18 protein-coding genes are annotated in these 24,176 nt (G+C 61.5%); 12 read left to right on the plus strand and 6 right to left on the minus strand.

The genetic code is table 11. The features are described from left to right. Positions 1 to 83: 83 nt before the first annotated feature. Complete coding sequence (locus IHQ43_RS15070; protein WP_192561117.1) at positions 84 to 2,285, plus strand: hybrid sensor histidine kinase/response regulator; 2,202 nt, start codon at positions 84 to 86, stop codon at positions 2,283 to 2,285. Here the strand turns inward: IHQ43_RS15070 and IHQ43_RS15075 are convergent. The 4 genes from IHQ43_RS15075 to IHQ43_RS15090 all read right to left on the minus strand — a co-directional run bounded on the left by IHQ43_RS15075 (position 2,269) and on the right by IHQ43_RS15090 (position 7,201). Next, complete coding sequence (locus IHQ43_RS15075) at positions 2,269 to 4,668, minus strand: TonB-dependent receptor (RefSeq protein ID WP_192561118.1); 2,400 nt, start codon at positions 4,666 to 4,668, stop codon at positions 2,269 to 2,271. The genes IHQ43_RS15070 and IHQ43_RS15075 overlap by 17 nt on opposite strands. Positions 4,669 to 4,736: 68 nt before the next feature. Beyond that, entirely contained in the window at positions 4,737 to 5,684 is a 948-nt protein-coding gene (locus IHQ43_RS15080; RefSeq protein ID WP_192561119.1) for a FecR domain-containing protein, read from the minus strand. Beyond that, positions 5,684 to 6,193, minus strand: coding sequence for a sigma-70 family RNA polymerase sigma factor (locus tag IHQ43_RS15085; protein WP_192561120.1), 510 nt, complete (start codon positions 6,191 to 6,193; stop codon positions 5,684 to 5,686). The genes IHQ43_RS15080 and IHQ43_RS15085 overlap by 1 nt, the downstream gene beginning before the upstream one ends. 99 nt (positions 6,194 to 6,292) lie before the next feature. Further along, complete coding sequence (locus IHQ43_RS15090; RefSeq protein WP_192561121.1) at positions 6,293 to 7,201, minus strand: helix-turn-helix domain-containing protein; 909 nt, start codon at positions 7,199 to 7,201, stop codon at positions 6,293 to 6,295. Between the two features lie 162 nt (positions 7,202 to 7,363). On the opposite strand from IHQ43_RS15090, the gene IHQ43_RS15095 reads away from it, so the two are divergent. The 5 genes from IHQ43_RS15095 (at position 7,364) to IHQ43_RS15115 (ending at position 13,584) form a co-directional block, all read left to right on the plus strand. Next, positions 7,364 to 8,722 carry a glutamine synthetase family protein gene (locus IHQ43_RS15095; RefSeq protein WP_007951306.1) on the plus strand — a complete coding sequence of 453 codons (1,359 nt, stop codon included), beginning with the start codon at positions 7,364 to 7,366 and terminating at the stop codon, positions 8,720 to 8,722. Positions 8,723 to 8,874: 152 nt separating this feature from the next. Then, entirely contained in the window at positions 8,875 to 9,963 is a 1,089-nt protein-coding gene (locus tag IHQ43_RS15100) for a polyamine ABC transporter substrate-binding protein (RefSeq protein WP_192561122.1), read from the plus strand. Then, on the plus strand, positions 9,960 to 11,261 hold the full coding sequence (locus tag IHQ43_RS15105) for an NAD(P)/FAD-dependent oxidoreductase (RefSeq protein WP_192561123.1): 1,302 nt from the start codon (positions 9,960 to 9,962) through the stop codon (positions 11,259 to 11,261). Before IHQ43_RS15100 ends, IHQ43_RS15105 begins: the two co-directional genes overlap by 4 nt. A gap of 99 nt (positions 11,262 to 11,360) precedes the next feature. After that, positions 11,361 to 13,016: a PqiB family protein gene (locus IHQ43_RS15110; RefSeq protein WP_192561124.1), complete on the plus strand. Its 1,656-nt coding sequence runs from the start codon at positions 11,361 to 11,363 to the stop codon at positions 13,014 to 13,016. A 16-nt stretch (positions 13,017 to 13,032) separates the two neighbouring features. Further along, positions 13,033 to 13,584 (plus strand): PqiC family protein, encoded by a 552-nt coding sequence (locus tag IHQ43_RS15115; protein ID WP_192561125.1) that lies wholly within the window; start codon positions 13,033 to 13,035, stop codon positions 13,582 to 13,584. Here IHQ43_RS15115 and IHQ43_RS15120 read toward each other — a convergent pair. After that, the gene (locus tag IHQ43_RS15120) at positions 13,542 to 14,855 is read right to left on the minus strand and encodes a sensor histidine kinase (protein ID WP_192561126.1); all 1,314 of its coding nucleotides are present in this window, start codon (positions 14,853 to 14,855) and stop codon (positions 13,542 to 13,544) included. The two genes, IHQ43_RS15115 and IHQ43_RS15120, sit on opposite strands and share 43 nt — an antisense overlap. Before the next feature lie 329 nt (positions 14,856 to 15,184). Here IHQ43_RS15120 and pmrG point away from each other — a divergent pair, with 329 nt between their 5' ends. From pmrG to IHQ43_RS15150, 6 genes are all read left to right on the plus strand, one after another. Further along, positions 15,185 to 15,838 carry a lipopolysaccharide core heptose(II)-phosphate phosphatase PmrG gene (gene pmrG, locus IHQ43_RS15125; protein WP_192565004.1) on the plus strand — a complete coding sequence of 218 codons (654 nt, stop codon included), beginning with the start codon at positions 15,185 to 15,187 and terminating at the stop codon, positions 15,836 to 15,838. A 282-nt stretch (positions 15,839 to 16,120) separates the two neighbouring features. Further along, positions 16,121 to 17,833, plus strand: coding sequence for a lipid IV(A) 4-amino-4-deoxy-L-arabinosyltransferase (gene arnT / locus IHQ43_RS15130; protein WP_192561127.1), 1,713 nt, complete (start codon positions 16,121 to 16,123; stop codon positions 17,831 to 17,833). Then, a complete protein-coding gene (locus tag IHQ43_RS15135) occupies positions 17,830 to 19,359 on the plus strand; it encodes an ArnT family glycosyltransferase (RefSeq protein ID WP_192561128.1) in 1,530 nt (509 codons plus the stop codon). Before arnT ends, IHQ43_RS15135 begins: the two co-directional genes overlap by 4 nt. Positions 19,360 to 19,558: 199 nt before the next feature. Next, on the plus strand, positions 19,559 to 20,572 hold the full coding sequence (locus IHQ43_RS15140) for an iron ABC transporter substrate-binding protein (RefSeq protein ID WP_192561129.1): 1,014 nt from the start codon (positions 19,559 to 19,561) through the stop codon (positions 20,570 to 20,572). 3 nt (positions 20,573 to 20,575) lie between these two features. Further along, positions 20,576 to 22,171, plus strand: coding sequence for an ABC transporter permease (locus tag IHQ43_RS15145; protein WP_192561130.1), 1,596 nt, complete (start codon positions 20,576 to 20,578; stop codon positions 22,169 to 22,171). Further along, positions 22,168 to 23,220 carry an ABC transporter ATP-binding protein gene (locus IHQ43_RS15150; protein WP_192561131.1) on the plus strand — a complete coding sequence of 351 codons (1,053 nt, stop codon included), beginning with the start codon at positions 22,168 to 22,170 and terminating at the stop codon, positions 23,218 to 23,220. The genes IHQ43_RS15145 and IHQ43_RS15150 overlap by 4 nt, the downstream gene beginning before the upstream one ends. Before the next feature lie 15 nt (positions 23,221 to 23,235). Here IHQ43_RS15150 and IHQ43_RS15155 read toward each other — a convergent pair whose 3' ends face one another. Then, positions 23,236 to 24,126, minus strand: coding sequence for a site-specific integrase (locus IHQ43_RS15155; protein WP_192565005.1), 891 nt, complete (start codon positions 24,124 to 24,126; stop codon positions 23,236 to 23,238). Positions 24,127 to 24,176: the final 50 nt, after the last annotated feature.

Raw genomic sequence — 24,176 nt, forward strand, 5'->3', positions numbered from 1 at the left:
ACCGCTACGCGTTACTGACTGCACCTGTCGGGCATAGCCGCCCCCTGAAACCGGCCCTTTAACAACTTAACAAAGCAGGTGAGATGGATACCCTCAAACACCTTGATCGCGAAGCGCTTGAGTCCGAGGTAATGCGTTTGCGCGCCGCGCTGCTGAGCAATCAAGTCGACACTGAACAAAACGTGGCGACCCAACTGCAGGCCAGCCAGGCTGCACTCGCCCGCAGTGAGGAACGCTTCAGCACCATTCTGGAAACCATCGAGTCGGCGTTCGCCATCGTCAAAGTCAAATACGACGCCAACGACGAGCCTGTCGACTACTACTTCGTCGAGGCCAACCCGGCGTTCGAGCGTCAGTGCGGAGTCAACCTGCGCGGTAAATGGGTGACCGAGTTCGCACCCAATCTGGAACGCTTCTGGTTCGAAACCTACGGCCACGTGGCCAAGACAGGGGAACCGGCGAACTTCGAGAACTACGCCAATACTTTTGAGCGCTGGTTCGATGTGCGCGCCGTGCGTGTCGGCGATCCGGCCGACCGGCAGATCGCAATCCTGTTCAACGACGTCACCGAGCGGCGCGACGCAGAAGAACGCTTGCGCGCCAGTGAGGCCATCGCGCGGGAAAACGTCGAGCGGGTACAACTGGCACTCGCCGCCGGCGCCATCATCGGCACCTGGCACTGGGACCTGTTGACCAATCGCTTTGCCATTGACGACGGCTTCGCCCAGGTGTTCAACCTCGATCCGGCACTGGGGCGTGAAGGCCTCAGCCTCGAACAAGTGATCACCAGCGTGCACCCCGATGACCGGGGCGGCCTGACCACAGCGATCGACGAAGCCATTGGCCGCGGAGGCGCCTATTCCCATCAGTACCGTGTGCGCCGCGCGGACGGCAGATACCAGTGGATCGAGGCAAACGGCCGCGTTGAGTGTGCAGATGACGGAATTCCCCTGCGCTTTCCCGGCGTGCTGATCGACGTCGAGGAACGGCGCACCGTCGAGGCGGAGCGCGACCGGGCCATCGCCGCGTTGCGGGCACTTAACGACACACTTGAACAACGGGTGTCATCGCGCACCGCCGAGCTGATGCAAGCGGAGGAAAAACTGCGGCAGTCGCAGAAGATGGAAGCGGTCGGCCAATTGACCGGTGGCCTCGCGCACGATTTCAACAACTTGCTCGCGGGCGTCTCCGGCGCGCTGGAATTGATGGGCACGCGAATCAAACAGGGCCGATTGAGCGAAGTCGACAAGTACATGGTGACCGCACAGGGCGCGGTCAAGCGTGCCGCCGCCCTCACCCACCGCCTGCTGGCGTTCTCCAGACGCCAGACCCTCGATCCGCGGCCCACCGATGTCAACACGCTGATGACAGGCATGACCGAATTGATCCAGCGCACGGTGGGGCCGAGCATCCTTCTGGAAACGATCGGCTCGCCGGTGCTCTGGCCAACACTGGTCGATGCCAGTCAACTGGAAAACGCGCTGCTCAATCTGTGCATCAACGCCCGCGATGCGATGCCCGATGGCGGTCGCATTACCATCGAGACGGCCAATCGCACCCTGAACGCCGGGATCGCCAGCGCCCTGGACATGCCCGAGGGTGAGTATGTGTGCCTGTGCGTCACCGATACCGGCACCGGTATGTCGGCCGATGTCATCGCCAAGGCCTTCGACCCGTTCTTTACCACCAAACCGCTGGGCCAGGGCACGGGGCTGGGGTTGTCGATGATCTACGGGTTCGCCAAGCAGTCCGGCGGCCAGGTGCGCGTGCGCTCGCAGGTCGACCGGGGCACCACGATGTGCATCTATCTGCCTCGTCACAGTGGCGATCCCGTGCAGAGTCACGATGACAAGCACATCGCACCGGCGGTGGTGCCCAAGGCCAGCGAGACCATTCTGGTGGTGGACGATGAACCCACGGTGCGCGCGTTGTTGACCGAGGTGCTCGGCGAGCTCGGATTTAACTTGCTCGAGGCGGGCGACAGCGTTGCAGGACTGAGGCTATTGCAATCGAACGTGCATATCGACTTGCTGATTACCGACGTCGGCCTTCCGGGTGGCATGAACGGTCGGCAGCTGGCCGACGCCGGACGGGAAATCCGCCCGAACCTGACGACACTTTTCATTACCGGATACGCAGAAAACGCAGTGATCGGCTCGGGTCAACTGGGCCCCGGTATGCAGGTGCTGACCAAGCCCTTCGCGGTCGACACGCTGGTGGCGCGGGTCAGTGACCTGATGTCGTCAAGAACCGACCCCTCTTGCCCGGTCAGAAATCCACCGTAGCCGACAGCAGATAAGTTCTTGGCGTCGCCAGCGTCAAACCCGGTTCGCTGTCATCCGAAGCCCCGGCGGAGCTCCAGTAACGCTTGTCCGCCACGTTCTCCACATTGGCCCGCAGCGTGATGGTCTTTTCGTCGACTTTGAATGCGTAGCGTGCGCCCACATCAAAGCGTTCCCAGGCGTCTATTTCCTTGTCGTTGGACTGATCCAGATACTGCGAGCCGGAGTAGATCCCCCGCCCGGTCAAGGTCAGCCCCTGCACGTTCGGCACGTCCCATTCGGCGCCCAGGTTGACGTTGTATTTGGGCGTCGCCGGTGCACGATTGCCGTCGAACGTGCCGTTGGTGGTGTGGGTCAGTTCGCTGTCGATGTACATGACGCCACCCAGCAAACGGAAGCCTTTTAGCGGCTCGCCGAACACAGACAGTTCCACACCGTCGTTCTGGCGTTTGCCGTTGGGGCCGAACACCCGGGTAACGGCGTTGGTTTCGTACGCCGGCTGTTTGATCCGGAACACGGCAGCGGTCAGGCCGAACGAGCCGGCGTCGTACTTGGCACCCACCTCGACCTGGCGACTGATGAACGGCGGGAAGATTTCGTCCTCGTTCACGGACGTCGATGGCGCGATCTTGCCCTGACTCAAGCCTTCCATGTAATTGGCGTACAGCGACAACCTGTCGGTGGCCTTGAACAGCAGGCCACCCGACGGCGAAACCTTTTCCTCATCGTAGGCGGTGTCGCCCTTGACGTTGTCGGACCAGTCATCGACCTTCACCCGTTGCCAGCGGGCACCGAGGGTCAGCAGTAGACGATCATCGAAGAAACCCAAGGTGTCGGCCAGCGCCACGCCACTGAAACGGTTTTCGGTGTAGACCTCGGCATCCTGTCGTGTAGGGCGCACGGGGGTTCGGGTTTCCACCGGGTTGTAGAGATTGCTGGGGGCTGCCGCGTAACGCGCGCCACCGTTCTCGAAATCCATATAGAAATAGCTGGCGGCCAGATTGATCTCGTGACTCACGGGCCCGGTGTGAAACCAGTTGCGCACACCGGCGGTTGCCGTGCGGACGTTTTCGTCGCGGGTGAAATCCCGGGGCTGGACGCTGAAATCCCCGGCGTTGTTAGTCACCGAAACCGCGTGCCGAAGAAAATCGTGATTGCTTTTGCGCGCGCCGACGCCGCCATACAGCATCGTCGAATCGTTGACATCGAACTCGGCGTTGACCGTGCCGAACGTGTCCTTGGTACGCGCCTTGCTCCAGGGCTGCGCGTAGTTATGGCGCACCTCACTGGCGCTCGGGACCCGCGCATTGGCGCCCACCTGGACACGCTCCTGCGGCGCATCGGTATCGCGTTCGGTGCGGCCGATATCGGTCGAGAGGCGCAGGCGCTCACCGCGAAAATCCAGGCCCAGCACCGCCATGTCACGATCGACACTTTGATGATCCCATTCGGTATCGCCGGACTGTTTCACGCCGTTGAAGCGCAGGCCGAACTGGTTGTCTTCGCCAAAACGCCGGCCGACATCCACCGCGCCGCCGACCTGATTGTTCGATGCGTAGTTGGCGGTCATTGAAGTGATCGGTTTGTCGGTCGCGCGTTTTGGCACGACGTTGATGCCGCCACCGACGCTGCCGCGCGGAGAGATACCGTTGATGAGCTGGCTCGGGCCTTTGAGGATGTCGACGCGATCGGCCATTTCCATGTCGATCGTGTAAGTCGGCAGCACGCCGTAGAGGCCGTTGTAAGCGACATCGCTGTTGAACAGGCTGAAACCGCGAATGGTGAATTGCTCGTAGCGGCCGCCCGCCGGGTTGGTCGCGCGGACGGAGGGATCGCTGGCGATCAGATCGCCCAGCGTTCGCGCCTGCTGATTCTTGACCGCCTCACTGGTGTAGGTGGTTATGCTGAACGGCGTTTCCATGAAATCCCGCGAGCCCAGCAAACCTTGTGAACCCCGTCGGGCCACCTGGCCGCCGGCGAATACATCCCCTCCACTTTCATCATTGGCCCCAAGAATCGAGGTCGGCGCCAGTTGCAGGCTGCCGCCCTCGGGCGCTGGCACCAGAATGTAGGCTTGCTCGCCCACCGGTTGCAGTTGCAGGCCGGAGCCGGACAGCAGTCGGGCGAACCCCTCCTCCACCCCGAAATCACCGGCCAGCCCCGCGCTGCTGCGCCCGCTGACCAGCGCCGGGTCCACCGACAGGTTGACGCCGGCAAGTCCCGCGAAGCGAGTCAGCGCAGCGCTCAGGCTGCCCGCCGGCACTTGATAACTGCGGCGGGCGTCGTCGGCACGACTCTCTGACATCAACAACGGGCTGGCACTCAGGCTCAGCATCAGACTCAACTGCAACAACGGACGCAAACGGCTCGGGAAGACTGCGGACATGGGGAGAAGCTCTCGTTTTCGGTTCACTTGACTGGAATGACCAGCGAGGCGAAAAAAAGGGACAGGCTTCAACCGATATTTTTCCGCGGCACCAGCGTGACCCAGTAACGCGTCCGCGAATGCACCTCCAGCGGCAGACTCGCGGCCAGCAGGGCCAGCACGCGGTCGGTGTTGTCGAGACGGAAACTGCCAGTGACACGCAGGTTTTCCAGCGCCGGATCCCAGCGCAGCATTCCGGATCGATAGCGACCCAGTTCACGCAAAAAATCCCCCAGTGGCTGGTTTTGCGCCATCAGCACACCGCTGCGCCAGTCCGGAAGCATGGCGTCGAAGGCGCCAATCGGGCCAGCACCACTGGCTTGCAGGCTGATCCGTTGTCCGGCGCGCAAGGTCAGTTCCGGGCCCTGCAGGGGTTGCAGATGCACGGCCCCGCTGACCACCGATACCTGACAAGCGCGCTCGTCGAGCCGCACGCAGACTTCACTGCCGCTGACCGTGATGCGACCGAACGGTGCCCGGATCGTCAAAGGCGCGCTGCCCGACACCTTGAGCGCCATTTCACCGCGCACCAGGGTCAACTGACGGGCCGCGAGATCGACGTTCACCGCACTGTCGGTATTGAGCTGCAACGAGCTGCCATCGGCCAGCGGCATCTTTTTTCGTTCGCCAGTCCCGGTGTGCAAATCGGCGCGCCAGACATCCAGCGGCAGCTGGCGACTGACCAGCCAGGCCGCCGGCACCAGTGCGGCGACACCGAGCATGCGTTTGAGCGCTGCACGCCGCGCGGGGTCCGGTCGGTCCAGGGTGGCCATCGCCAGCGCCGGGGGCAGTTCGCAAAAACGTTGACGCAACAGTTGGGCTTTTTGCCAGGCATTTTCATGGCTGCCGTGACTGCTGCGCCACGTTTGCAATCGGGCGTGATCGGCGTCCGTCGCTTCTCCGGATTCAAGCAACGCCAACCAATGTGCGGCGGCCCGTGCGACCTCGCGGGCCTCGCTCGACGGGGCCGTGCGCATTACAGGTCCACCAGCAGGCAATGTTCGTAAGCCTGCGCCATGTAGCGCTTGATCGTGCGTTCGGAGACTTGCAGGCGTTCGGCGATTTCGCGGTAGCCCAGGCCTTCGAGCTGACTCCACAGAAATGCACGGCGCACGGGACGTGGCAGCCCATCGAGCAATTCATCGAGGGCTTGCAGGGTTTCCAGCAGAATCCAGCGCTGCTCCGGTGACGGCACACAGTCTTCTGGAAGCTGCGCCAAGGCATTCAGATACGCCTGTTCCAGGCTGCGCCGGGTGTAGAAGTTGCTCAGCAGGCGCTTGCCGACTGTCAGCAAATAGGCACGGGGCTCACGCATGTCGACGAGCGCTTGCGAATTGCCGAGCACCCGCAGGAACGTATCCTGACTCAGATCAGCGGCATCCCACGCATTGCCCATGCGGCGGCGCAGCCAGTTTTCCAGCCAGCCTCGATGGTCGCGATACAGGTCATGCAGGCTGTGTTCCGGTGGCTTCGCCGCTTCAATCATCTCAACAGATCCTGCCCGAAGGATACAAATGAGAGTGATTCTAATTAATATGCTGGCGTGAAACCACGTTCTTTTCGGGCGATTTCAAGCGTGTACCGGTCACGAAGACGACGAGCGCTTCAAGGTCTCGCTCGGCAACTCCTTGAACATCGCCCGGTAACTGCTTGAAAAACGGCCCAAATGCCAGAACGACCAGTTCATCGCGACCTCCGCCACCGTCGTATCTGCCGGCGAGCGCTTGAGCAATTCCCGCCGCGCGCTATTGAGCCTGCGCAAACGCAGCCAATGGCTCGGCGACATCCCCGTATAGGCCTTAAAGGTCTGCTGCAACTGACGCAGGGAAACCCCGGCGACCCGCGACAATTCCAGCAGATTGAGGGTTTCTTCCGGCGAATCCGCCGCCCACTCCCCTACGCGTTTGAGGGTGATCCGCTCTTCGGCGCGACGCTGCAAACCGCCGCCATCCAGGCACACGCTCGCGTTGTCGAGGATGAACAGGCAGTCCTCCAGCAACTGTTGGGTCAGTGCTTCTTTGCCCGGCTGATCAAGGGGTTGCGACAACTTCGTGAGGGTCGAGCTTAACCAGCGGCTGAACAATCCGTTCTGCGCGCCATTGAGCGGCGCCATGAACAGACCTTCCAGCCTGGCCACGTCCAGTCCGTTGCGGCGCACGAAGTCCGGGCCGAACACCACGGCGATTTCCTGGTAATTCTCCGGGGTGATCCAGATGTTGCGACTCTCTTCATTGAGCAGGTAGAGCGCGTTGTCGCTGCGATCGAAACAGAACGCCAGCGAGCCTTCAGGCGCGCTGAAATTCTGCTCGACCCGGGTGTTCATCTGTTCTTCGTAAACCTCGACACCCTGCAAATCCAGATAGCGGATCTGCCCGGCGAAATGCCCCGGCGACATCTGCTGGTAATGCTGAACCCAACCCGGCGTGGCGCGGATCTGTTCGGTGACATCGGCGGTGTTGAACGCTTGAACCTGAAGCGGATTGCACGTCGTCATGGGGAACCTTGCGCACTCTTTTGGTGCGCTTTGGTGCTGCTGAAAGTGGATAGATGGAACGTCAAGGCCCGCCCAAGATAGTCGTCAACGCGCCACAGGGGAAGCCTGCGAAAGATGAAATCGCACTTCCCCCGCGTCAATGAAACCAACGACGAGGTCTTTATGAATGCCCCTTTCGATCAGCTGTTCACGTGGCTGAAAGATCACAAGATTACCGAAGTGGAATGTGTGGTCAGCGACCTGACCGGCATCGCCCGCGGCAAGATCGCACCGACCAACAAGTTCCTGCATGAGCGAGGCATGCGCCTGCCGGAAAGTGTGCTGCTGCAAACGGTAACCGGGGATTTTGTCGACGACGACATCTACTACGACCTGCTCGACCCGGCCGACATCGACATGGTCTGCAAGCCGGTGAGCGATGCGGTGTACGTGATTCCGTGGGCCATCGAGCCGACTGCCATCGTCATCCACGACACCTTCGACAAATTCGGCAACCCGATCGAACTGTCGCCGCGCAACGTGCTGAAGAAAGTCCTGCAGCTGTACACCGACAAAGGCTGGAAGCCGATCGTGGCGCCGGAAATGGAGTTCTACCTGACCCAGCGCTGCGAAGACCCGGACTTGCCATTGAAGGCACCGCTGGGCCGTTCCGGTCGCGCCGAAAGCGGTCGTCAGTCGTTCTCCATCGACGCCGCCAACGAGTTCGATCCGCTGTTCGAAGACGTCTACGACTGGTGCGAACTGCAGGGTTTGGACCTGGACACGCTGATCCACGAAGACGGCCCGGCGCAGATGGAAATCAACTTCCGTCACGGCGACGCGCTGGACCTGGCCGACCAGATCACCGTGTTCAAGCGAACCCTGCGTGAAGCCGCGCTCAAGCACAACGTCACCGCGACCTTCATGGCCAAGCCGATCGGCGACGAGCCCGGCAGCGCCATGCACCTGCACCAGAGCGTGGTCGAGATCGCCAGCGGCCAACCGATTTTCGCCAATGCCGACGGCAGCATGAGCGACCTGTTCCGCCACCACATCGGCGGCCTGCAGAAGTACATCCCGAAAGTGCTGCCGATGTTCGCGCCGAACGTGAACTCGTTCCGCCGCTTCCTGCCGGACACTTCGGCACCGGTCAACGTCGAGTGGGGCGAAGAAAACCGCACCGTCGGCCTGCGGGTCCCGACGTCGGGGCCTGAAGCGATGCGAGTTGAAAACCGTCTGCCCGGCGCCGACGCCAACCCGTACCTGGCCATTGCCGCGAGCCTGCTGTGCGGTTACATCGGCATGGTCGAAGGTATCGAACCGAGCGCCGCCGTCGAAGGCCGGGCTTATGAACGTCGCAACCTGCGCCTGCCGATCACCATCGAAGAAGCCCTGACCCAAATGGAAGAGTGCGACACCGTCGCGCAATACCTGGGTAGCAAATTCGTGCGCGGCTACGTCGCGGTGAAACGCGCCGAGCACGAGAACTTCAAGCGCGTGATCAGTTCCTGGGAGCGAGAGTTCCTGTTGCTGAGCGTTTAACCAACACCCACGCCCCTGTGGGAGCTGGCTTGCCAGCGATGGCGTCGGCACAGTCAACATCTCTATCGACTGACCCACCGCTATCGCTGGCAAGCCAGCTCCCACAAGGGACCGTGCTCACCTGAAATCCAATAATTCGAAGAGGTGTCGATATGCGTCTGTTGAAATCCATGATCCCCGCCGCGCTGGCCCTGGCGTGCAGTGCCGGTGCCTTCGCCCAACCCCAGGTCAGCGTCTACAACTGGACCGATTACATCGGCGAAACCACCCTCGCCGACTTCCAGTCCAGCAGCGGGATCAAGGTGATCTACGACGTCTTCGACTCCAACGAAACCCTCGAGGGCAAACTGCTCGCCGGTCGTACCGGGTATGACGTGGTGGTGCCGTCCAACCACTTCCTCGCCCGTCAGGTAAAGGCCGGCGCGTTCCTGAAACTGGATCGATCGCAACTGCCGAACTGGAAAAACCTCGACCCGAAACTGCTGGCCCTGCTGGAAAAGAACGATCCGGGCAACGAGCACTCGGTGCCGTACCTGTGGGGCACCAACGGCATCGGCTACAACGTCGACAAGGTCAAGCAAGTGCTGGGCATCGATCACATCGACTCCTGGGCCGTGCTGTTCGAACCGGAGAACCTGAAGAAACTCACCCAGTGCGGTGTGTCGATGATGGACTCGGCCGATGAAGTATTCCCGGCGATCCTCAACTACATGGGCATGGACCCGCGCAGCGAAAAACCCGAGGACTACAAAAAGGCCGAAGAGAAACTGCTGAGCATCCGGCCGTACATCACCTATTTCCACTCCTCGAAATACGTGTCCGACCTGGCCAACGGCGACATCTGCGTGGCCTTCGGTTATTCAGGCGACGTGTTCCAGGCCGCCAACCGCGCCAAGGAAGCCAAGAACGGTGTGAACATCGCGTACTCGATTCCCAAGGAAGGCGCGAACCTGTGGTTTGACCTGCTGGCGATTCCCGCTGACGCCGGCAACACCAAGGAAGCCCACGCCTTCATCAATTACCTGCTCGATCCGCAAGTGATCGCCAAGGTCAGCGCCTCGGTCGGCTACGCCAACCCCAACCCGGCCGCCAAGCAATACATGGATGCCGAGCTGGTCAACAATCCCGAGGTCTATCCGCCTCAGGAAGTCCTCGACAAGCTCTACATCTCCTCTACCCCGCCCCAGTCGATCATGCGTCTGATGACCCGGTCCTGGAGCAAAGTGAAGTCGAACAAATGAATCAGTACACCCAGGAACATGCCCTCTCCTATTACGCCGCGTCGGCCCGGGCCAGCACACCCTATCCGGAACTTGAGGGTGACCTGATCGCCGATGTCTGCGTGATCGGCGGCGGCTTCACCGGCGTCAACACGGCCATTGAACTGGCGCAGCGCGGACTGTCGGTGATTCTGCTCGAAGCGCGGCGCATCGGCTGGGGCGCCAGCGGGCGCAATGGCGGGCAGTTGATACGCGGGATCGGTCATGACGTCGAAGGTTTCGCCCGGCATGTCGGCGCCGAAGGCGTGCGCTACCTGCACAGGGCCGGGATCGATTCGGTGGAACTGGTGCGCCAGCGCATCAGCGACAACGCCATCGAGTGCGACCTGCGCTGGGGCTTCTGCGAGCTGGCCAACACGTCGGCGCAGTTCGACGCCTTCAAGGCCGAGCAGGACAGCCTGGCGCAGTTGGGTTACCGCCATGAAACGCGGCTGGTCGCCCCTGAGCTGATTCGTCAGCAAGTGGTGAACGCGGGTGTCTACAAGGGCGGCCTGATCGACATGGGCTCGGGCCACTTGCATCCGCTGGATCTGGTCCAGGGCGAAGCGCGGCTGGCAGCCTCCCTCGGGGTACGGATCTTCGAGCAGAGCCCGGTGCTGGAAATCGTCCATGGCCCGACGGTTCAGGTGCGCACCCGAACCGGCACCGTGCGCGCCGGCAGTCTGGTGCTCGGCTGCAACGCGCACCTGGATGAGCTCGAACAGCAACTCAGCGGCAAAGTCTTGCCTGCCGGCAGTTACATCATCGCCACCGAATCGCTGTCGGCGGAACGCGCCGCCGAACTGATTCCGCAGAACCTGGCGCTGTGCGACCAGAAAGTCGGCCTCGATTACTACCGGCTCTCGGCGGACCGGCGCTTGCTGTTCGGCGGTGCCTGCCATTATTCGGGACGGGATCCGGCCGACATCGCCGCCTACATGCGACCGAAGATGCTCAAGGTGTTTCCGCAATTGGCGGACGTACGCATCGACTACCAGTGGGGCGGCAAGATCGGCATCACCGCCAACCGTTTCCCGCAGGTCGGCCGGCTGAAGCAACACCCGAATGTGTTCTATGCCCAAGGCTATTCCGGCCACGGCCTGAACGTCACCCACTGGTGCGCCAAATTGTTGGGCGAAGCGATTCATGCCGGTCACAGTCAGGGCATGGACGTGTTCAGCAACGTGCCGCACATGACCTTCCCCGGCGGCCCGGCGCTGCGTTCGCCACTGCTGGCACTGGGCATGTTCTGGTATCGCCTGCGGGAGTTGTTGGGATAAAGCGTCCTGCACATTTGCTCTATCGCGAAGCACTTCTATATTGATGAAGTGCTTTTGCGTTCCTGACGCTCAGTGCCCAACACACTTTGGAGGTCATGGATGGAGTCGTCAGCCGCCGATCAACCGCGAGCGCCCGGCCAGGCGCCGGTCAAGACCCGACGCTTCAGCATTTCGCTGGTGTGGATCGTGCCGATCGTCGCGGTGCTGGTGGGCATCTCGCTGGTGGTGCACAACCTCATGCAGGAAGGCCCCACTATCACCGTCACCTTCAAGACCGGCAGCGGCCTGACCGCCAACAAGACCGAAGTCAAATACCGCAATGTCGTCGTCGGCCAGGTCACGGATGTGGAGCTGAGCGACGACCAGAAAAGCGTCAACGCCACGATCAAACTGGCCAAACAGGCCGAAACCTTTACCCGCGAAGACTCGCAGTTCTGGGTCGTGCGCCCGCGCATCGGTGCGGGCGGCGTCTCGGGCATCGACACGTTGCTGTCCGGTGACTACATCGGCGCGGATATCGGACAGTCCAACTCGCGCGCAAAACACTTCAAAGGCCTGGAAAACCCGCCGCCGATCACCTATGGCGAACCGGGCAAGCGCTTCAATCTGCACGCCTCGGACCTCGGTTCGCTGGACATCGGCTCGCCGGTCTATTACCGCAAGATCCCGGTTGGCCAGGTGGTGGCTTATGCGCTGGACCCCGATGGTAAAGGGGTGAACATCGAGGTATTCATTCACGCGCCGAACGATGCCTACGTCACGGAAAACACCCGGTTCTGGAACGCCAGCGGCATTGACGTCAACGTCGGCGCCAACGGTTTTGCGGTGAAAACCGAATCCTTGTCGACCTTGCTGGTCGGCGGCATCGCCTTCCGCGCGCCGGAGTACAGCCCCAACGATGTCGCTGCCGCCGAAGAAAGGACTTACGACCTGTTCGACGACCAGCAAACCGCCCTCGCCCCGCCCAACGGCAAGGCGCAGTACCTGAGCCTGCGTTTCGACCAGGCCCTGCGCGGGCTGAAAGTCGATGCGCCGGTGGAATTCCTCGGCATCGAGATCGGCCGGGTGGTCAGCGTCAACCTGGACTTCGACGCGAAAAAACGCAGTTTCCCGCTCAACGTCGGCATCGTGATCTACCCGGCACGCCTCGGCCAGGCTCACATCAAGATGCTCAAGGCACTTGAGCACAATCCGGACGACGAAGCGGCGGCCGTGCGCCTGATCGGCACCTTTATCGACAACGGTCTGCGCGCCCAGGCCCGCAGCGGCAACCTGCTGACCGGCCAGTTGTACATTGCCCTGGACTTCTTCCCTAAAGCCGAAAAAGTGGCGTTTGACCCAACCGTTCGCCCGATCAGCGTTCCGACCGTCCCCGGCAGCCTCGAACAGTTGCAGGAAAAACTCGAAGCGATGATCGACAAGCTCAACAAGCTGCCGGTGGAACGGATTGCCGGCAACCTCGACAGCAACCTCGTGGAATTGCGCAAAGGCCTGACCCAGTTCAACGCCAAGACCCTGCCCGGCGTGCAGAACACCCTCGCCGACGTGAGCAAGACCCTGCAATCGGCCAGCTCGACCCTGGCCGAAGACTCGCCGCAACGCGAACAACTGACCCAGACCCTCGACGAACTCGGGCGCATGTCCCGTTCGCTGCGTGAGCTGTCCGATTACCTGGGCCGTCATCCGGAATCGTTGATTCGCGGCCGCCCCGACAACGCTGCGCCGCTGGACCTCAAAGGGCCGCCGCGCAATTGAGCACAGGAGCTGTCCCATGGCTTTAAAGCTGAAGTTCACCGTGCTCGCGATCGGCCTGTTGCTCGGCGCCTGCAGCAGCGCCCCGATCAGCTTCCATACTCTGACGCCGACGCAACCGATGGCTGGCCGCGCCGGTTCGGAAATCGCCATCGAAGGCATCAGCGTGCCGCCGCAGGTTGACCGGCCGCAGATCGTCATCCGCCAGGGCAACAGCGGCCTGGCGATCCTTGAGACTGAATGGTGGGGCGCGAGCCTGAGCGATGAATTGCGCAGCGCGCTGGTGGATCAACTGAGCAACGCCGGCAGCTCGCGCAAAACCTCGGTGCGCATCGATGTGCAACGCTTCGATTCGATTCCCGGGCAATACGGGCTGATCGACGTCAAATGGCGCCTGCGCCAGGCCGACACGGGTGATGACAACCTGCTCGCTTGCCGCTCCCTGCTGCAAACCCCGTCCGGGCCGAGCATCGACGATCTGGTGGTGGCCCAGCAGAACAACGTCAAGCGTCTGGCCGCGTTGATCCGTCAGGCGGCGGGCACCTCGCGGGGCTGTCCACCGGCGTCCTGAGCCTCCGGCTTCAACAAGACGGTAAAACGACAGCCGTTGGGCTCACGGGTTGTCAGCTCGACCTGCCAGTGCTCCCGGTTGCAAATCCGCTGCACCAGTGACAGCCCCAGTCCAAGTCCCTCGCCTCGACGTTCGTCACCGCGCACGAACGGCTGGAACATGGCTTGTCGCCGTTCCTCCGGAATGCCGATGCCGCTGTCTTCAACCACAAATCCGTGTTCTGCGACGGTAAGCCTGACAAAACCCTGATCGGTGTAGTGCCAGGCATTTCGCAGCAGGTTGCCCATCACTGACTGCAGGAAGGTCTGATTGAAGCAAGCCGCGCCGGCCGGGTTGATATCGCAGAAAAAATCCAGGCCTTTTTCGCGGATCAGCCGGCCCCAGATTTCGCTTTGGACTCGCGCTACCTCCCCGAGCGTGACGCAAATGTCACCGCCGGTATCTTCCTGCGAGCGGGCGAGCATCAGGAAGGTATCCACCAACTGCCGCATTTCATGGCTGGCCCGGGCGATGCGGTTGACCTGCGCGGCCGAGCGCACATCAAGCGACGGATTGGCGAGCAGCAACTCACAGGCACCGCCGAGCACCATTAACGGTGTACGAAGTTCATGGCTCACGTCGCTGGTGAACAGTTTTTCGCGGCTCAGCGTCTCGCGCAGACGGCCCAGTGTCTGATCGAACGAGAGTGCCAGCTCACCGACTTCGTCCGCCGCGTAGTCCGGATGCAGGGGCGGCGCCAGGACCAGTAACTGATCGCGGTGACGAACCTGACGCGCCAGACGGATGACCGGGGCCATCACCCGCCGAGCCAGCAATCGGCCCAGCGCAATCGCCAGCAGAATGCTCAGGATGAAACCCACCGCCACCACAATGAACAACAGATGCTCACGCTGTTCGAGACTTTCCTGGTCACGCAACAGCACGTACTTGCGTCCGCCCACCACCTCGACCATGGCGAAAAAACCGTCGCCCTCGAACATGACCTCCTGAAACCCCGGCGACAGAGCCGCCAGTGACGGAACCAGCGCCATGGCACCCGGTCCGCCTTCGAAGAAAAACAGCTCGCTCTTTTCCGGTCGATGGCTCCAGCGACTGATGTCATCCATCGCCAGTAAACGATGAAGACCGCCACTCAAGGTGGTGCTCGTCAACCGGTGTTCCACCACATGCACGGTGGCCACGATTCCCAGCGCAAACACCCCGGCCACCAGCGCGCTCATCAAGGCGAATACGGTCACGATCCGTTTCGTCAGGCTTTGCTTGAAATCCATTCGGCTGGAAGACTCCACTTTTTGTTATCAGACTCAGCGGTCAACATCAGGCGTATGACTAAGTAAGTTGACCGAACGGAATCAGCTTCACCTCAAACAGGAACATTTGTTAAGCCAGCCCGGCAAAAAAAGCGTATTTGAGTCTGGTTATCAGAAACCCGATTAATTAACGCACTTTCAACGCTCGCAAATTTTTCACATGTTCTTCACTGCCGCCCAACGCGAACAGCTCCAACATTCAGCCAGCATTCAAGTACGCAACCATAAAGTTGATTAAATCGCGGGCCAGTCTCGCCTGCGAAGTTAAGGGGCATGGCGTGGAGCGACAGATGCAATTAACAGCCGTCTATAAACAACGTCGAACATTGCGACTTGGGAAACTGCTCACGGTCATCGGTGCAGTGGTAGCGACTGCACTGGTCAGCGGCTTCGTCTGGGTCACCCGTTCACCCATTGATCTGGGCCAGGCGGGCAAGACAGCAATGGCTGACTGGACCAGAGCCTGGCAGGCTGGCGAAGTCGTGGCGCTGGTGCGTCACGCCGAACGTTGCGACCGCTCCGACAATATTTGTCTGGGCCCGGGAGACGGGATCACTCAGGCCGGCAACGAGTCGGCCGCGCAAGTGGGCAAGGGATTCGTGAGCCTGGGCATGCAGCAGGCGCAGGTTTTTACCAGCCCACTGACCCGTACGGTGCAGACGGCGCGTGCCATGTTCGGGCAGGACGCCACTGCCCAGACCTGGCTTGAATCCTGCGGTCCGTCGCTGCGTAACGATGTGGTGGCGCACAAAGTCGCACAACACAATCTGGTGCTGGTCACCCACAGCGGTTGCATCAGCGATTTTGAAAAACAGACCGGTTTCCCCCACGCGGTGGTCGCTGATTACGGCAGCACGCTGTTTGTTCGCATTGATGACAAGGGGCAACTTAAAGTGCTGGGCATTTTGAATGCCGAGGCCTGGTCTCAACTCAATAGTGATTAACGCCCAGGCTACCGCTAATTGAAAGTTCTGAGCTGTATTGAATTAAACAAAGCAGACTTCATTAAATTGTAATGAGAAATGTATCTGCCCTCCGACTTACTGGACAGCTGGTTTTTTTAGGCTTGGCTATATCGCGAGAACTTCGGCCTGGAGGTACGGCGGTTCTCTGGATACAGGAAATGCCCCGACACCTGCCTTCATTCAACACGATGACACGCTCGCTCAAGAACACGCCGGGCAGGTCATCGACATAAGAACTTCGTACGGTACCAAGGCTTTGTCATGACGTCTGAAAACAACCCGCTGCGGCACACTGCCCTTCAGTTTCCACAACCCACAGCCTTCGAACGCTGGGCCATCCCTGGCCTGATTCTGGCGTTCGTGGTGTTTTACCTGTTGCCGTTGATGACCCACGGCCTGTGGATCCCCGATGAAACCCGCTATGGCCAGATCAGCCAGGAAATGCTGCTGAGTGGCAATTGGGTCGCCCCGCACTTCATGGGCATCCGTTATTTCGAGAAGCCGATTGCCGGCTACTGGATGATTGCCATCGGCCAGGCGATTTTCGGTGACAACCTGTTCGGCGTACGCATTGCTTCGGCGCTGAGTACCGGAGTGAGTGTCTGGCTGACTTACCTGCTGGCCCGTCGGCTCTGGAACAACTCGCGTATAAGCGTCGCGAGCGCCCTGCTGTACATGAGTTTCGGGCTGATCGCAGGTCAGGCCGGCTATGCCAACCTCGATCCGCAATTCACCTTGTGGGTCAACCTGAGCATGGTGGCTGTGTGGTTTGCCATCGACAGCCGTACGCCCCGCGCTCGCCTGGGTGGCTGGGCACTGCTCGGTGTCGCGTGCGGCATGGGTCTGATGACCAAAGGGTTCCTGGCCCTGCTGTTGCCCGTGCTGATCGCCCTGCCCTACATGGTCTGGCAACGACGCTTCGGTGAGCTGGTGCGTTACGGTCTGGTCGCCGTGGTGGTCTGCGCCCTCGTCAGCCTGCCGTGGGTACTGGCGGTCCATTACCGGGAACCGGACTTCTGGCGGTTCTTCTTCTGGCACGAACACATCCGTCGTTTCGCCGCCGGTGACGACGCGCAACATGCCCGCCCGTGGTGGTTCTACCTGCCCTTGCTGTTTGCCTCGACCCTGCCTTGGGCGCTGCTTCTGCCTTCGACCCTGCTGCGCATGTGGCGCGAAAAACGTGAGGCAAAAACCACGTACCTGGCACTGTGGTTCCTGCTGCCGCTGGCATTTTTCAGCCTCAGCAGCGGCAAACTTCCTACGTACATCATGCCGTGCCTGTTTCCCGTCGCGCTGTTGATGGGGCAGACCGTGGTCAAGTGGCTGGATCAACGCAATGGCCGGCTCCTGCGTCTGAACGGTGTGATCAACACGGTGCTCGCCAGTGTTGCGCTGGCGGCCCTGCTCTATCTTCAGGCCACCAAGGAAATCTACGAAAACACCGAGTTGTTCAGCCTGTCGCTGGCTTATATCGTGCTGGTGGGCTGGATCATCGCCAACGCCTTGCAAGTGCTGCGGCCCCTGACATTGTGGGCAATGCCGGCGTTGGGTATCGGACTGCTCGTGGCGTTGCTGCCTGCAGCCATGCCGGCGCAGATCGTCAACAGCAAGATGCCCGATCAGTTCATTGCCGAGCATCAACGGGAACTGAGTGAAACCGCGTCCCTGCTGAGCAACGACCTGGGCGCGGCCTCGGCGCTGGCATGGCGCTTGAAACGCCCGCAAGTGGACCTGTTCAACACCATCGGCGAATTGAAATACGGCCTCGAAGACCCGGCCATGGCAGCACGCAAAGTCACCCTGGACAGCGTCGGCCAGTGGATGACCGACGCGCGGAAAAAAGGCGCCGTCGGTGTGGTCCTGCGCGTCAACAGCACGCAGGAAGAACAGGAAGTCGAATTGCTGCCGGTGGATGGCAAGCATTACCGGCGCGGCAATCTGCACATCTTCCTCTTCCCGCAGCGTCGGCCATGACGTTGCGCAACAATGACCGCGCCGCCCTGCTGCTCCTGCTGGCCGCCAGCGCCCTGATGTTGCTGCTGGGCCTGGGCAGCCGCGAACTGTGGGGCGCGGAAACCCGCTGGGCCAACATCGCGTTGCAGATGCTGCAAAGCGGCGATTACTTCGAGCCGTACCTCAAGGGCGATCCCTACTACGACAAGCCGTTACTGTCGTACTGGCTGATCACCGCAACCGCGTGGTTGACCGGGGGCCTGGATCATTGGTCGCTGCGCCTGTCTTCGGTGGTGTCCGCGTGGTTGAGCGTGTGGCTGGTGTATTGGCTGGGCGAGCAGTTGTTTTGCAAGGGCACGGGGCTGATCGCCGGGTGGATGCTGGCGACTACGTTCTACTTCGTGTTCTGGGCGCGAGTCGCCACAGCCGACATTCTGACCGTGTGCGGGGTACTGGCGGCGGTCTGGTGGTACTGGCGCGGGCCCGTAGACACCCGGTTTTCGCGCTACGTGGTGTTCTGCGGTTTGCTGGCCCTGACCTCACTGTTCAAAGGGCTGATCGGCTTTATCCTGCCGGGGCTGGTGCTGCTGCCTCACCTGTTGCATGAAGGGCGCTGGAAGCGTCATCTCAATCTGCGTCTGCTGGCAGCGCTGGTGATTGCAGGGGCGTTCTACCTGACGCCGTTCCTGCTGTCGCACCTCTATGGCGCGCCAGACTACGGGGAAAGCGGCCTCGGGCTGGTGTTGCGGGAAAACGTCGTGCGGTTTTTCCAGCCGTTCGACAACATTGGCCCGATCTACACCTATTTGCTGTACCTGCCGATTTATACCCTGCCCTGGGCGCCGTGCTGGATCATTGCCTTGTGGGTCGCAGCGCGGAACTGGAAACACATCGAACCGGACGCCCGCTGGCTTATTCAGGGCCTTGGGTTATTAATGCTGTTCTTCACGGCCAGCGGCAGCCGACGCAGTTATTACGTGCTGCCTCTGGTGCCGTTCGCGCAACTGCTCGGGGCCTGGTGGATCATCCAGCGCCTGGCGGCTCGAAATGCCGCAGGACCGTTCGGCGGGCGGGGCCTGAAAATCGGTTTCGGCGTGGCCACTGTCCTGCTGCTCGGCATACTCGGTGTGTTTTACCCGTGGACCAACAGCGGAGGCGGTGCGATCCGTTTCGGCGAGGCCGTGCGCCTGCAAGCCAGCCAACGGGCACCGTTGAGCCAATGGCATCTGGTGATGGTCGAGGTCGACAACAAAGTCCCGCTGTACCTGCAGACCGGCGGCGCGCCGTTCTACTACGTGCCGGAAAACCGCGATTTTCCCCGCGACGGCGATGCTGCCGCGATGTTCGAGTGGCTGGAACGCACCAGCGGCCAGCACTGGGATCCGCAGCGGACCATTTTCGTCGCGCAGTACCGCATCGGCGATCCGATACCGCTGAACAATCTCAGCCGCGACCATCAGGTCATTACCACCACGCCCACCCGCGGCGAACAGCTGTTCCACGGCCGCGACGATCAAAGCGTGGCCTACCTCCCCCAAGGTTCCTGAAAGACAACGCCGGGATCGCCCGGCGTCCCCGCCGAGTGACTGCTAACCTGAATGGCAATGACATGTATTAACGGTTGGTTTGACGTTTTTTTCTCATTTGCCTCTCTACATTGCCAGCCAGCCAACATCTGCAAATCATTCGCATTGAAACTCCCGCGAATGCTTGCCCATAACGTCTAAAAACAGGAGCTGCCCCGCCATGAGTCCATCCGTTCCGTCCTTTCTGAAACAGGCCGCGCTGGCGACTGCGCTGCTCGCTGCCGGTCAGGTGTTTGCCGCCGATTCCGTGGGTCTTGTGGTCTACAACGCGCAGCACGAAACCCTGACCAAGGCCTGGGTCGCCGGCTTCACCGAAGAAACCGGGATTCCGGTCACGATCCGCAACGGTGACGACACGGAAATGGGTAACCAGATTGTGCAGGAAGGCGCGTCTTCTCCTGCGGACGTATTCCTGACGGAAAACTCCCCGGCCATGGTGCTCGTGGACAACGCCAAGCTGTTCGCGCCGATTGCTCCGGCGACGCTTGAGCAAGTTGACGCGGCCTATCGTCCGGCCCACGGTCAGTGGGTCGGCATCGCCGCTCGCTCCACGGTATTCGTCTACAACCCGACCAAACTGGCGGAGAAAGACCTGCCAAAATCCCTGACGGATCTCGCCTCTCCCGCCTGGAAAGGCCGCTGGGCTGCCTCGCCTGCCGGTGCGGATTTCCAGGCCATCGTCGCCGCCGTGCTGGAACAGAAAGGCGAAGCCGCCACCCTTGAATGGCTCAAGGGCATGAAAGCCAACTTCACCGCCTACCGTGGCAACAGCTCGGTGCTCAAAGCGGTGAACGCAGGCCAAGTCGACAGCGGCGTGATCTATCACTATTACTACTTCGTCGATCAGTCCAAGACCGGCGAAAACAGCAAGAACACCGCCCTGCACTACTTCAAGCATCAGGATCCGGGCGCGTTCGTGAGCATTTCCGGCGGCGGCGTGCTGGCTTCCAGCAAGCATCAGGAAGACGCGCAGAAATTCCTCCAGTACATCACCGGCAAGCAAGGCCAGGAAGTCCTGCGCACCGGCAATTCCTTTGAATACGCCGTAGGCAAGGACGCTGCTTCCAACCCAAAACTGGTGCCGTTGAAGGACCTGGACGCACCGAAAGTCGATGCATCGAAGCTCGACAGCAAGAAAGCCGTCGAACTGATGACCCAGGCAGGGCTACTGTAATTGATGCCTGAAACGCTACCGGCGGGGATCGCTACGGCGCCCTCCGCCCATTTGTCACGCCGGTCCCGCGCCCTCAATGGACGCGGGAGCCCTTGGGTGGTCGCGCTGGCCATCGGGGTTTCGCTGTTGTCGCTGCTGCCGATCGGTTTCGTGATCGGCGTGTCGTGGTACACCGGTTGGGCGACGATCGAGGCGTTGGTCTTCCGCCCTCGGGTCGCCGAGCTGTTGATCAACACCGTGCTGCTGGTACTGATCACGCTGCCGATCTGCATCGTGCTCGGCACCACCCTGGCCTGGCTGACCGAACGCACCAATCTGCCGGGACGGCGATTGTGGTCACTGCTGGCAGTCGCGCCACTGGCGGTGCCGGCGTTCGTGCACAGTTACGCGTGGGTCAGCCTGATTCCGTCGATCAATGGGCTGCCGGCCGGGGTGCTGGTGTCGGTGATCGCCTACTTCCCGTTCCTGTACCTGCCGATTGCCGCGACGTTGCGTCGTCTCGATCCGGCGATTGAAGACGTCGCCGAATCCCTTGGTCTCAAGCCATGGGCGGTGTTTTTCCGGGTGGTGTTGCCGCAACTGCGGCTGGCGATCTGCGGCGGTGCGCTGCTGGTCGGCCTGCATCTGCTGGCCGAATATGGCCTGTACGCGATGATCCGTTTCGACACATTCACCACGGCGATTTTTGACCAGTTCAAATCCACCTTCAACGGCCCCGCCGCCAACATGCTCGCCAGTGTTCTGGCGCTGTGCTGTCTGGCGATGCTGACTGTGGAGTCCGCTGCCCGTGGCCACGCCCGGTATGCTCGCGTCGGTTCCGGCAGCGCTCGGGAACAACGCACCGTGCGCCTCAAGAAAGGCACTGCCGCGCTAGGCCTGTGCCTGCAGAGCCTGACCTGCCTGCTGGCCCTCGGCGTGCCATTGCTGACCCTCGGTAAATGGCTGATCGCCGGCGGTGCCGAAGTCTGGCAAGGCGAAGAATTGCTGCCAGCATTGCTGCAAACCCTGTCGTTCGGCGTAGCCGGCGCGCTATTGACCAGTCTGGCGGCAATCCCGATCGCATGGCTGTCGATCCGCGCCCCGGGCAAACTGCAACGCCTGCTCGAAGGCTGCAACTACATCACCAGCGCATTGCCGGGGATTGTCGTGGCGCTGGCGCTGGTGACCGTGACCATCCACTTCGCCCGACCGATCTATCAGACCACGATCACCGTGCTGCTGGCCTACCTGCTGATGTTTCTGCCCCGGGCGCTGGTCAGCCTGCGTGCCGGGTTTGCACAAGCGCCGGTGGAGCTGGAAAACATCGCGCAAAGCCTCGGTCGCTCACCCTTGCGCGCCCTGTGGCTGATCACCTTGCGTCTGGCGGCGCCCGGTGCGGCGGCGGGTGCGGCGCTGGTGTTTCTGGCGATCACCAATGAACTGACCGCGACCCTGCTGCTCGCGCCCAACGGCACGCGCACCCTGGCCACCGGTTTCTGGGCCATGACCAGCGAAATCGACTACGCCGCCGCAGCGCCTTACGCCCTGCTGATGGTGCTGTTGTCGCTGCCGCTCACGGCCATCCTCTATCACCAATCCAGGCGCAGTGCCGGCCGATGAACGCTCTCGACATCATCAATCTCAGCAAATCCTTCGGCGCACAAACGGCGCTGGATACCATTAACCTGTCCGTCCCGACCGGCAGCCGCACGGTGATCGTCGGCCCGTCCGGCTCCGGCAAGACCACCCTGTTGCGAATGATCGCCGGGTTCGAGTTCCCCGACGCCGGCAGCCTTACGCTCAACGGCCAGACCCTGGTCGACAGCACCCATGCCGTGCCCGCTTACCAGCGGCAGATCGGTTACGTGCCGCAAGATGGCGCGCTGTTCCCGCACATGACCGTGGCGGACAACATCGGTTTCGGATTGGCGGAAACCGGCAGCGCGAGAGCCGAACGCATTCAGGGGCTGATGGACAGCGTCGCCCTGAACGCCGACATGGCCGCGCGTTGGCCCCACGAACTGTCCGGCGGCCAGCAACAGCGGGTGTCCCTCGCCCGGGCATTGGCCCAGCGACCACGACTGATGCTGCTCGACGAGCCCTTTTCCGCCCTCGACACCGGCCTGCGGGGCGCCATGCGCAAAATGGTCGCGCGCCTTTTGGAGGATGCCGGCGTGACCACGATTCTGGTCACCCACGATCAGGGCGAAGCGCTGTCGTTCGCCGATCAGTTGGCGGTCATGCGCGACGGTCGGCTGGTGCAGTCGGGCCACCCGATGGACCTCTACCGCTACCCCGACGACGAACAGACCGCGCGTTTTCTCGGCGAAGCCGTGGTCATGCCCGCCCAAATCGAAGCCGGCTGGGCCCATTGCGATCTGGGCCGGGTGGCGGTCAACACCAACGGGTTTTCCGGCGCTGCGCAGATCATGCTGCGGCCTGAACAACTGCAACTGTCGGACATCCCCGCCGACCCGGACGGCTGTCATGCGGTGGTCACGGATCGGGACTTTGGCGGCAACGTCTGCACCCTGACCGTGGAACTTCGCTCCCAGGCCAGCCCCGGCCGTTCACTGCTGGTGCGCAGCTCCGGCATGCACGCGCCACCGGCCGGCAGCGCCGTGCAATTGTCCATTCTGGGGGCGGCGCACGTCTTCGAGACGTCCTGACGACAAAAATCGAAGCTACAGGTCGAAGCGGTCTACCGCGCGGCGCCGCTCATTGTCGTCGCGCACGTCGTAGTTGGCGGTTGTCTGGATGTTGCTGTGATGCGCCAGCTTCTGGGCAATCGACAGGTCATGCTCTTCGATCACCCGGGTGATGAACGAACGCCGGAAATCATGGGGCATGATCTTCACCCCGACCTGAGTACCGCGCTGACGGGCGATGTAATAGATCGCATGCTTGGTGATGCGCTCGCGGGTGATGTGGCTGCCACGGCGAATACGGTTGAACAGAAACGCGTCGTCGCTCTCGCCTTCCTTGAGTTCCGACCGACGAAACTCCAGCCAGGCATTGAGTTTGGCGAACGCCCAGGCCGGCGCGTATTTGATCAGCTGTTTGTTGCCCTTGGCGGTGACGCACAGACTGCGTTCGGTGAAGTCCACCTGATTCAGGTCCAGATCCACCGACTCCGACTTGCGCATGCCGGTGCCGTACAACAGCGCAATCACCGCTGCATCACGCAAACCTTGTGGCCGTGGATCGGCCGCGCAGACTTCCATCAACTCATGAATCAGCGTGCGCTTCAGATTGCGCCCCTGAGACAGTCGCGTGCCGCCAATGCCTTTGACCGAGCGCATCTTCAACAGATGTTCCTGACTGATAAGGCTCATGCGCCAGGCTTCATTCATCACACCGCGAATGGCGTTTACATAGAGCGAAGAAGTATTCGGCGCGTAATTGTCGGCGCGCAATGCCGCGACTAAAGCAACGACATCTTCCGGTTGCAGCGCATGCCAGGGAATGTCTTCGACGTTCATGTCTTCGAAACCGAGACGGTCGGCGGCATCTTGTAAAACGTAACGCATGGTGAGCTGGCTGGAGGGAGCCAGACGCGCCAGATACACGGTCATCGGGTTGGTTTTCAGGGTGTCGGGGGATGCAACGGGTAAGTCAATCAAAC

The organism is Pseudomonas gozinkensis (genome assembly GCF_014863585.1).
In the GTDB taxonomy this organism is placed as follows: Bacteria; Pseudomonadota; Gammaproteobacteria; order Pseudomonadales; family Pseudomonadaceae; genus Aquipseudomonas; species Aquipseudomonas gozinkensis.

Coding starts and splice junctions, on each gene's coding strand:
- IHQ43_RS15110 (WP_192561124.1), top strand. CDS start 11,361: ATGGAGTCGTCAGCCGCCGATCAACCGCGAGCGCCCGGCCAGGCGCCG.
- IHQ43_RS15150 (WP_192561131.1), top strand. CDS start 22,168: ATGAACGCTCTCGACATCATCAATCTCAGCAAATCCTTCGGCGCACAA.
- IHQ43_RS15140 (WP_192561129.1), top strand. CDS start 19,559: ATGAGTCCATCCGTTCCGTCCTTTCTGAAACAGGCCGCGCTGGCGACT.
- IHQ43_RS15090 (WP_192561121.1), bottom strand. CDS start 7,201: ATGACGACGTGCAATCCGCTTCAGGTTCAAGCGTTCAACACCGCCGAT.
- pmrG (WP_192565004.1), top strand. CDS start 15,185: ATGCAATTAACAGCCGTCTATAAACAACGTCGAACATTGCGACTTGGG.
- IHQ43_RS15105 (WP_192561123.1), top strand. CDS start 9,960: ATGAATCAGTACACCCAGGAACATGCCCTCTCCTATTACGCCGCGTCG.
- IHQ43_RS15135 (WP_192561128.1), top strand. CDS start 17,830: ATGACGTTGCGCAACAATGACCGCGCCGCCCTGCTGCTCCTGCTGGCC.
- IHQ43_RS15100 (WP_192561122.1), top strand. CDS start 8,875: ATGCGTCTGTTGAAATCCATGATCCCCGCCGCGCTGGCCCTGGCGTGC.
- IHQ43_RS15085 (WP_192561120.1), bottom strand. CDS start 6,193: ATGATTGAAGCGGCGAAGCCACCGGAACACAGCCTGCATGACCTGTAT.
- IHQ43_RS15080 (WP_192561119.1), bottom strand. CDS start 5,684: ATGCGCACGGCCCCGTCGAGCGAGGCCCGCGAGGTCGCACGGGCCGCC.
- IHQ43_RS15115 (WP_192561125.1), top strand. CDS start 13,033: ATGGCTTTAAAGCTGAAGTTCACCGTGCTCGCGATCGGCCTGTTGCTC.
- IHQ43_RS15155 (WP_192565005.1), bottom strand. CDS start 24,126: ATGACCGTGTATCTGGCGCGTCTGGCTCCCTCCAGCCAGCTCACCATG.
- IHQ43_RS15095 (WP_007951306.1), top strand. CDS start 7,364: ATGAATGCCCCTTTCGATCAGCTGTTCACGTGGCTGAAAGATCACAAG.
- arnT (WP_192561127.1), top strand. CDS start 16,121: ATGACGTCTGAAAACAACCCGCTGCGGCACACTGCCCTTCAGTTTCCA.
- IHQ43_RS15075 (WP_192561118.1), bottom strand. CDS start 4,668: ATGTCCGCAGTCTTCCCGAGCCGTTTGCGTCCGTTGTTGCAGTTGAGT.
- IHQ43_RS15120 (WP_192561126.1), bottom strand. CDS start 14,855: ATGGATTTCAAGCAAAGCCTGACGAAACGGATCGTGACCGTATTCGCC.
- IHQ43_RS15070 (WP_192561117.1), top strand. CDS start 84: ATGGATACCCTCAAACACCTTGATCGCGAAGCGCTTGAGTCCGAGGTA.
- IHQ43_RS15145 (WP_192561130.1), top strand. CDS start 20,576: ATGCCTGAAACGCTACCGGCGGGGATCGCTACGGCGCCCTCCGCCCAT.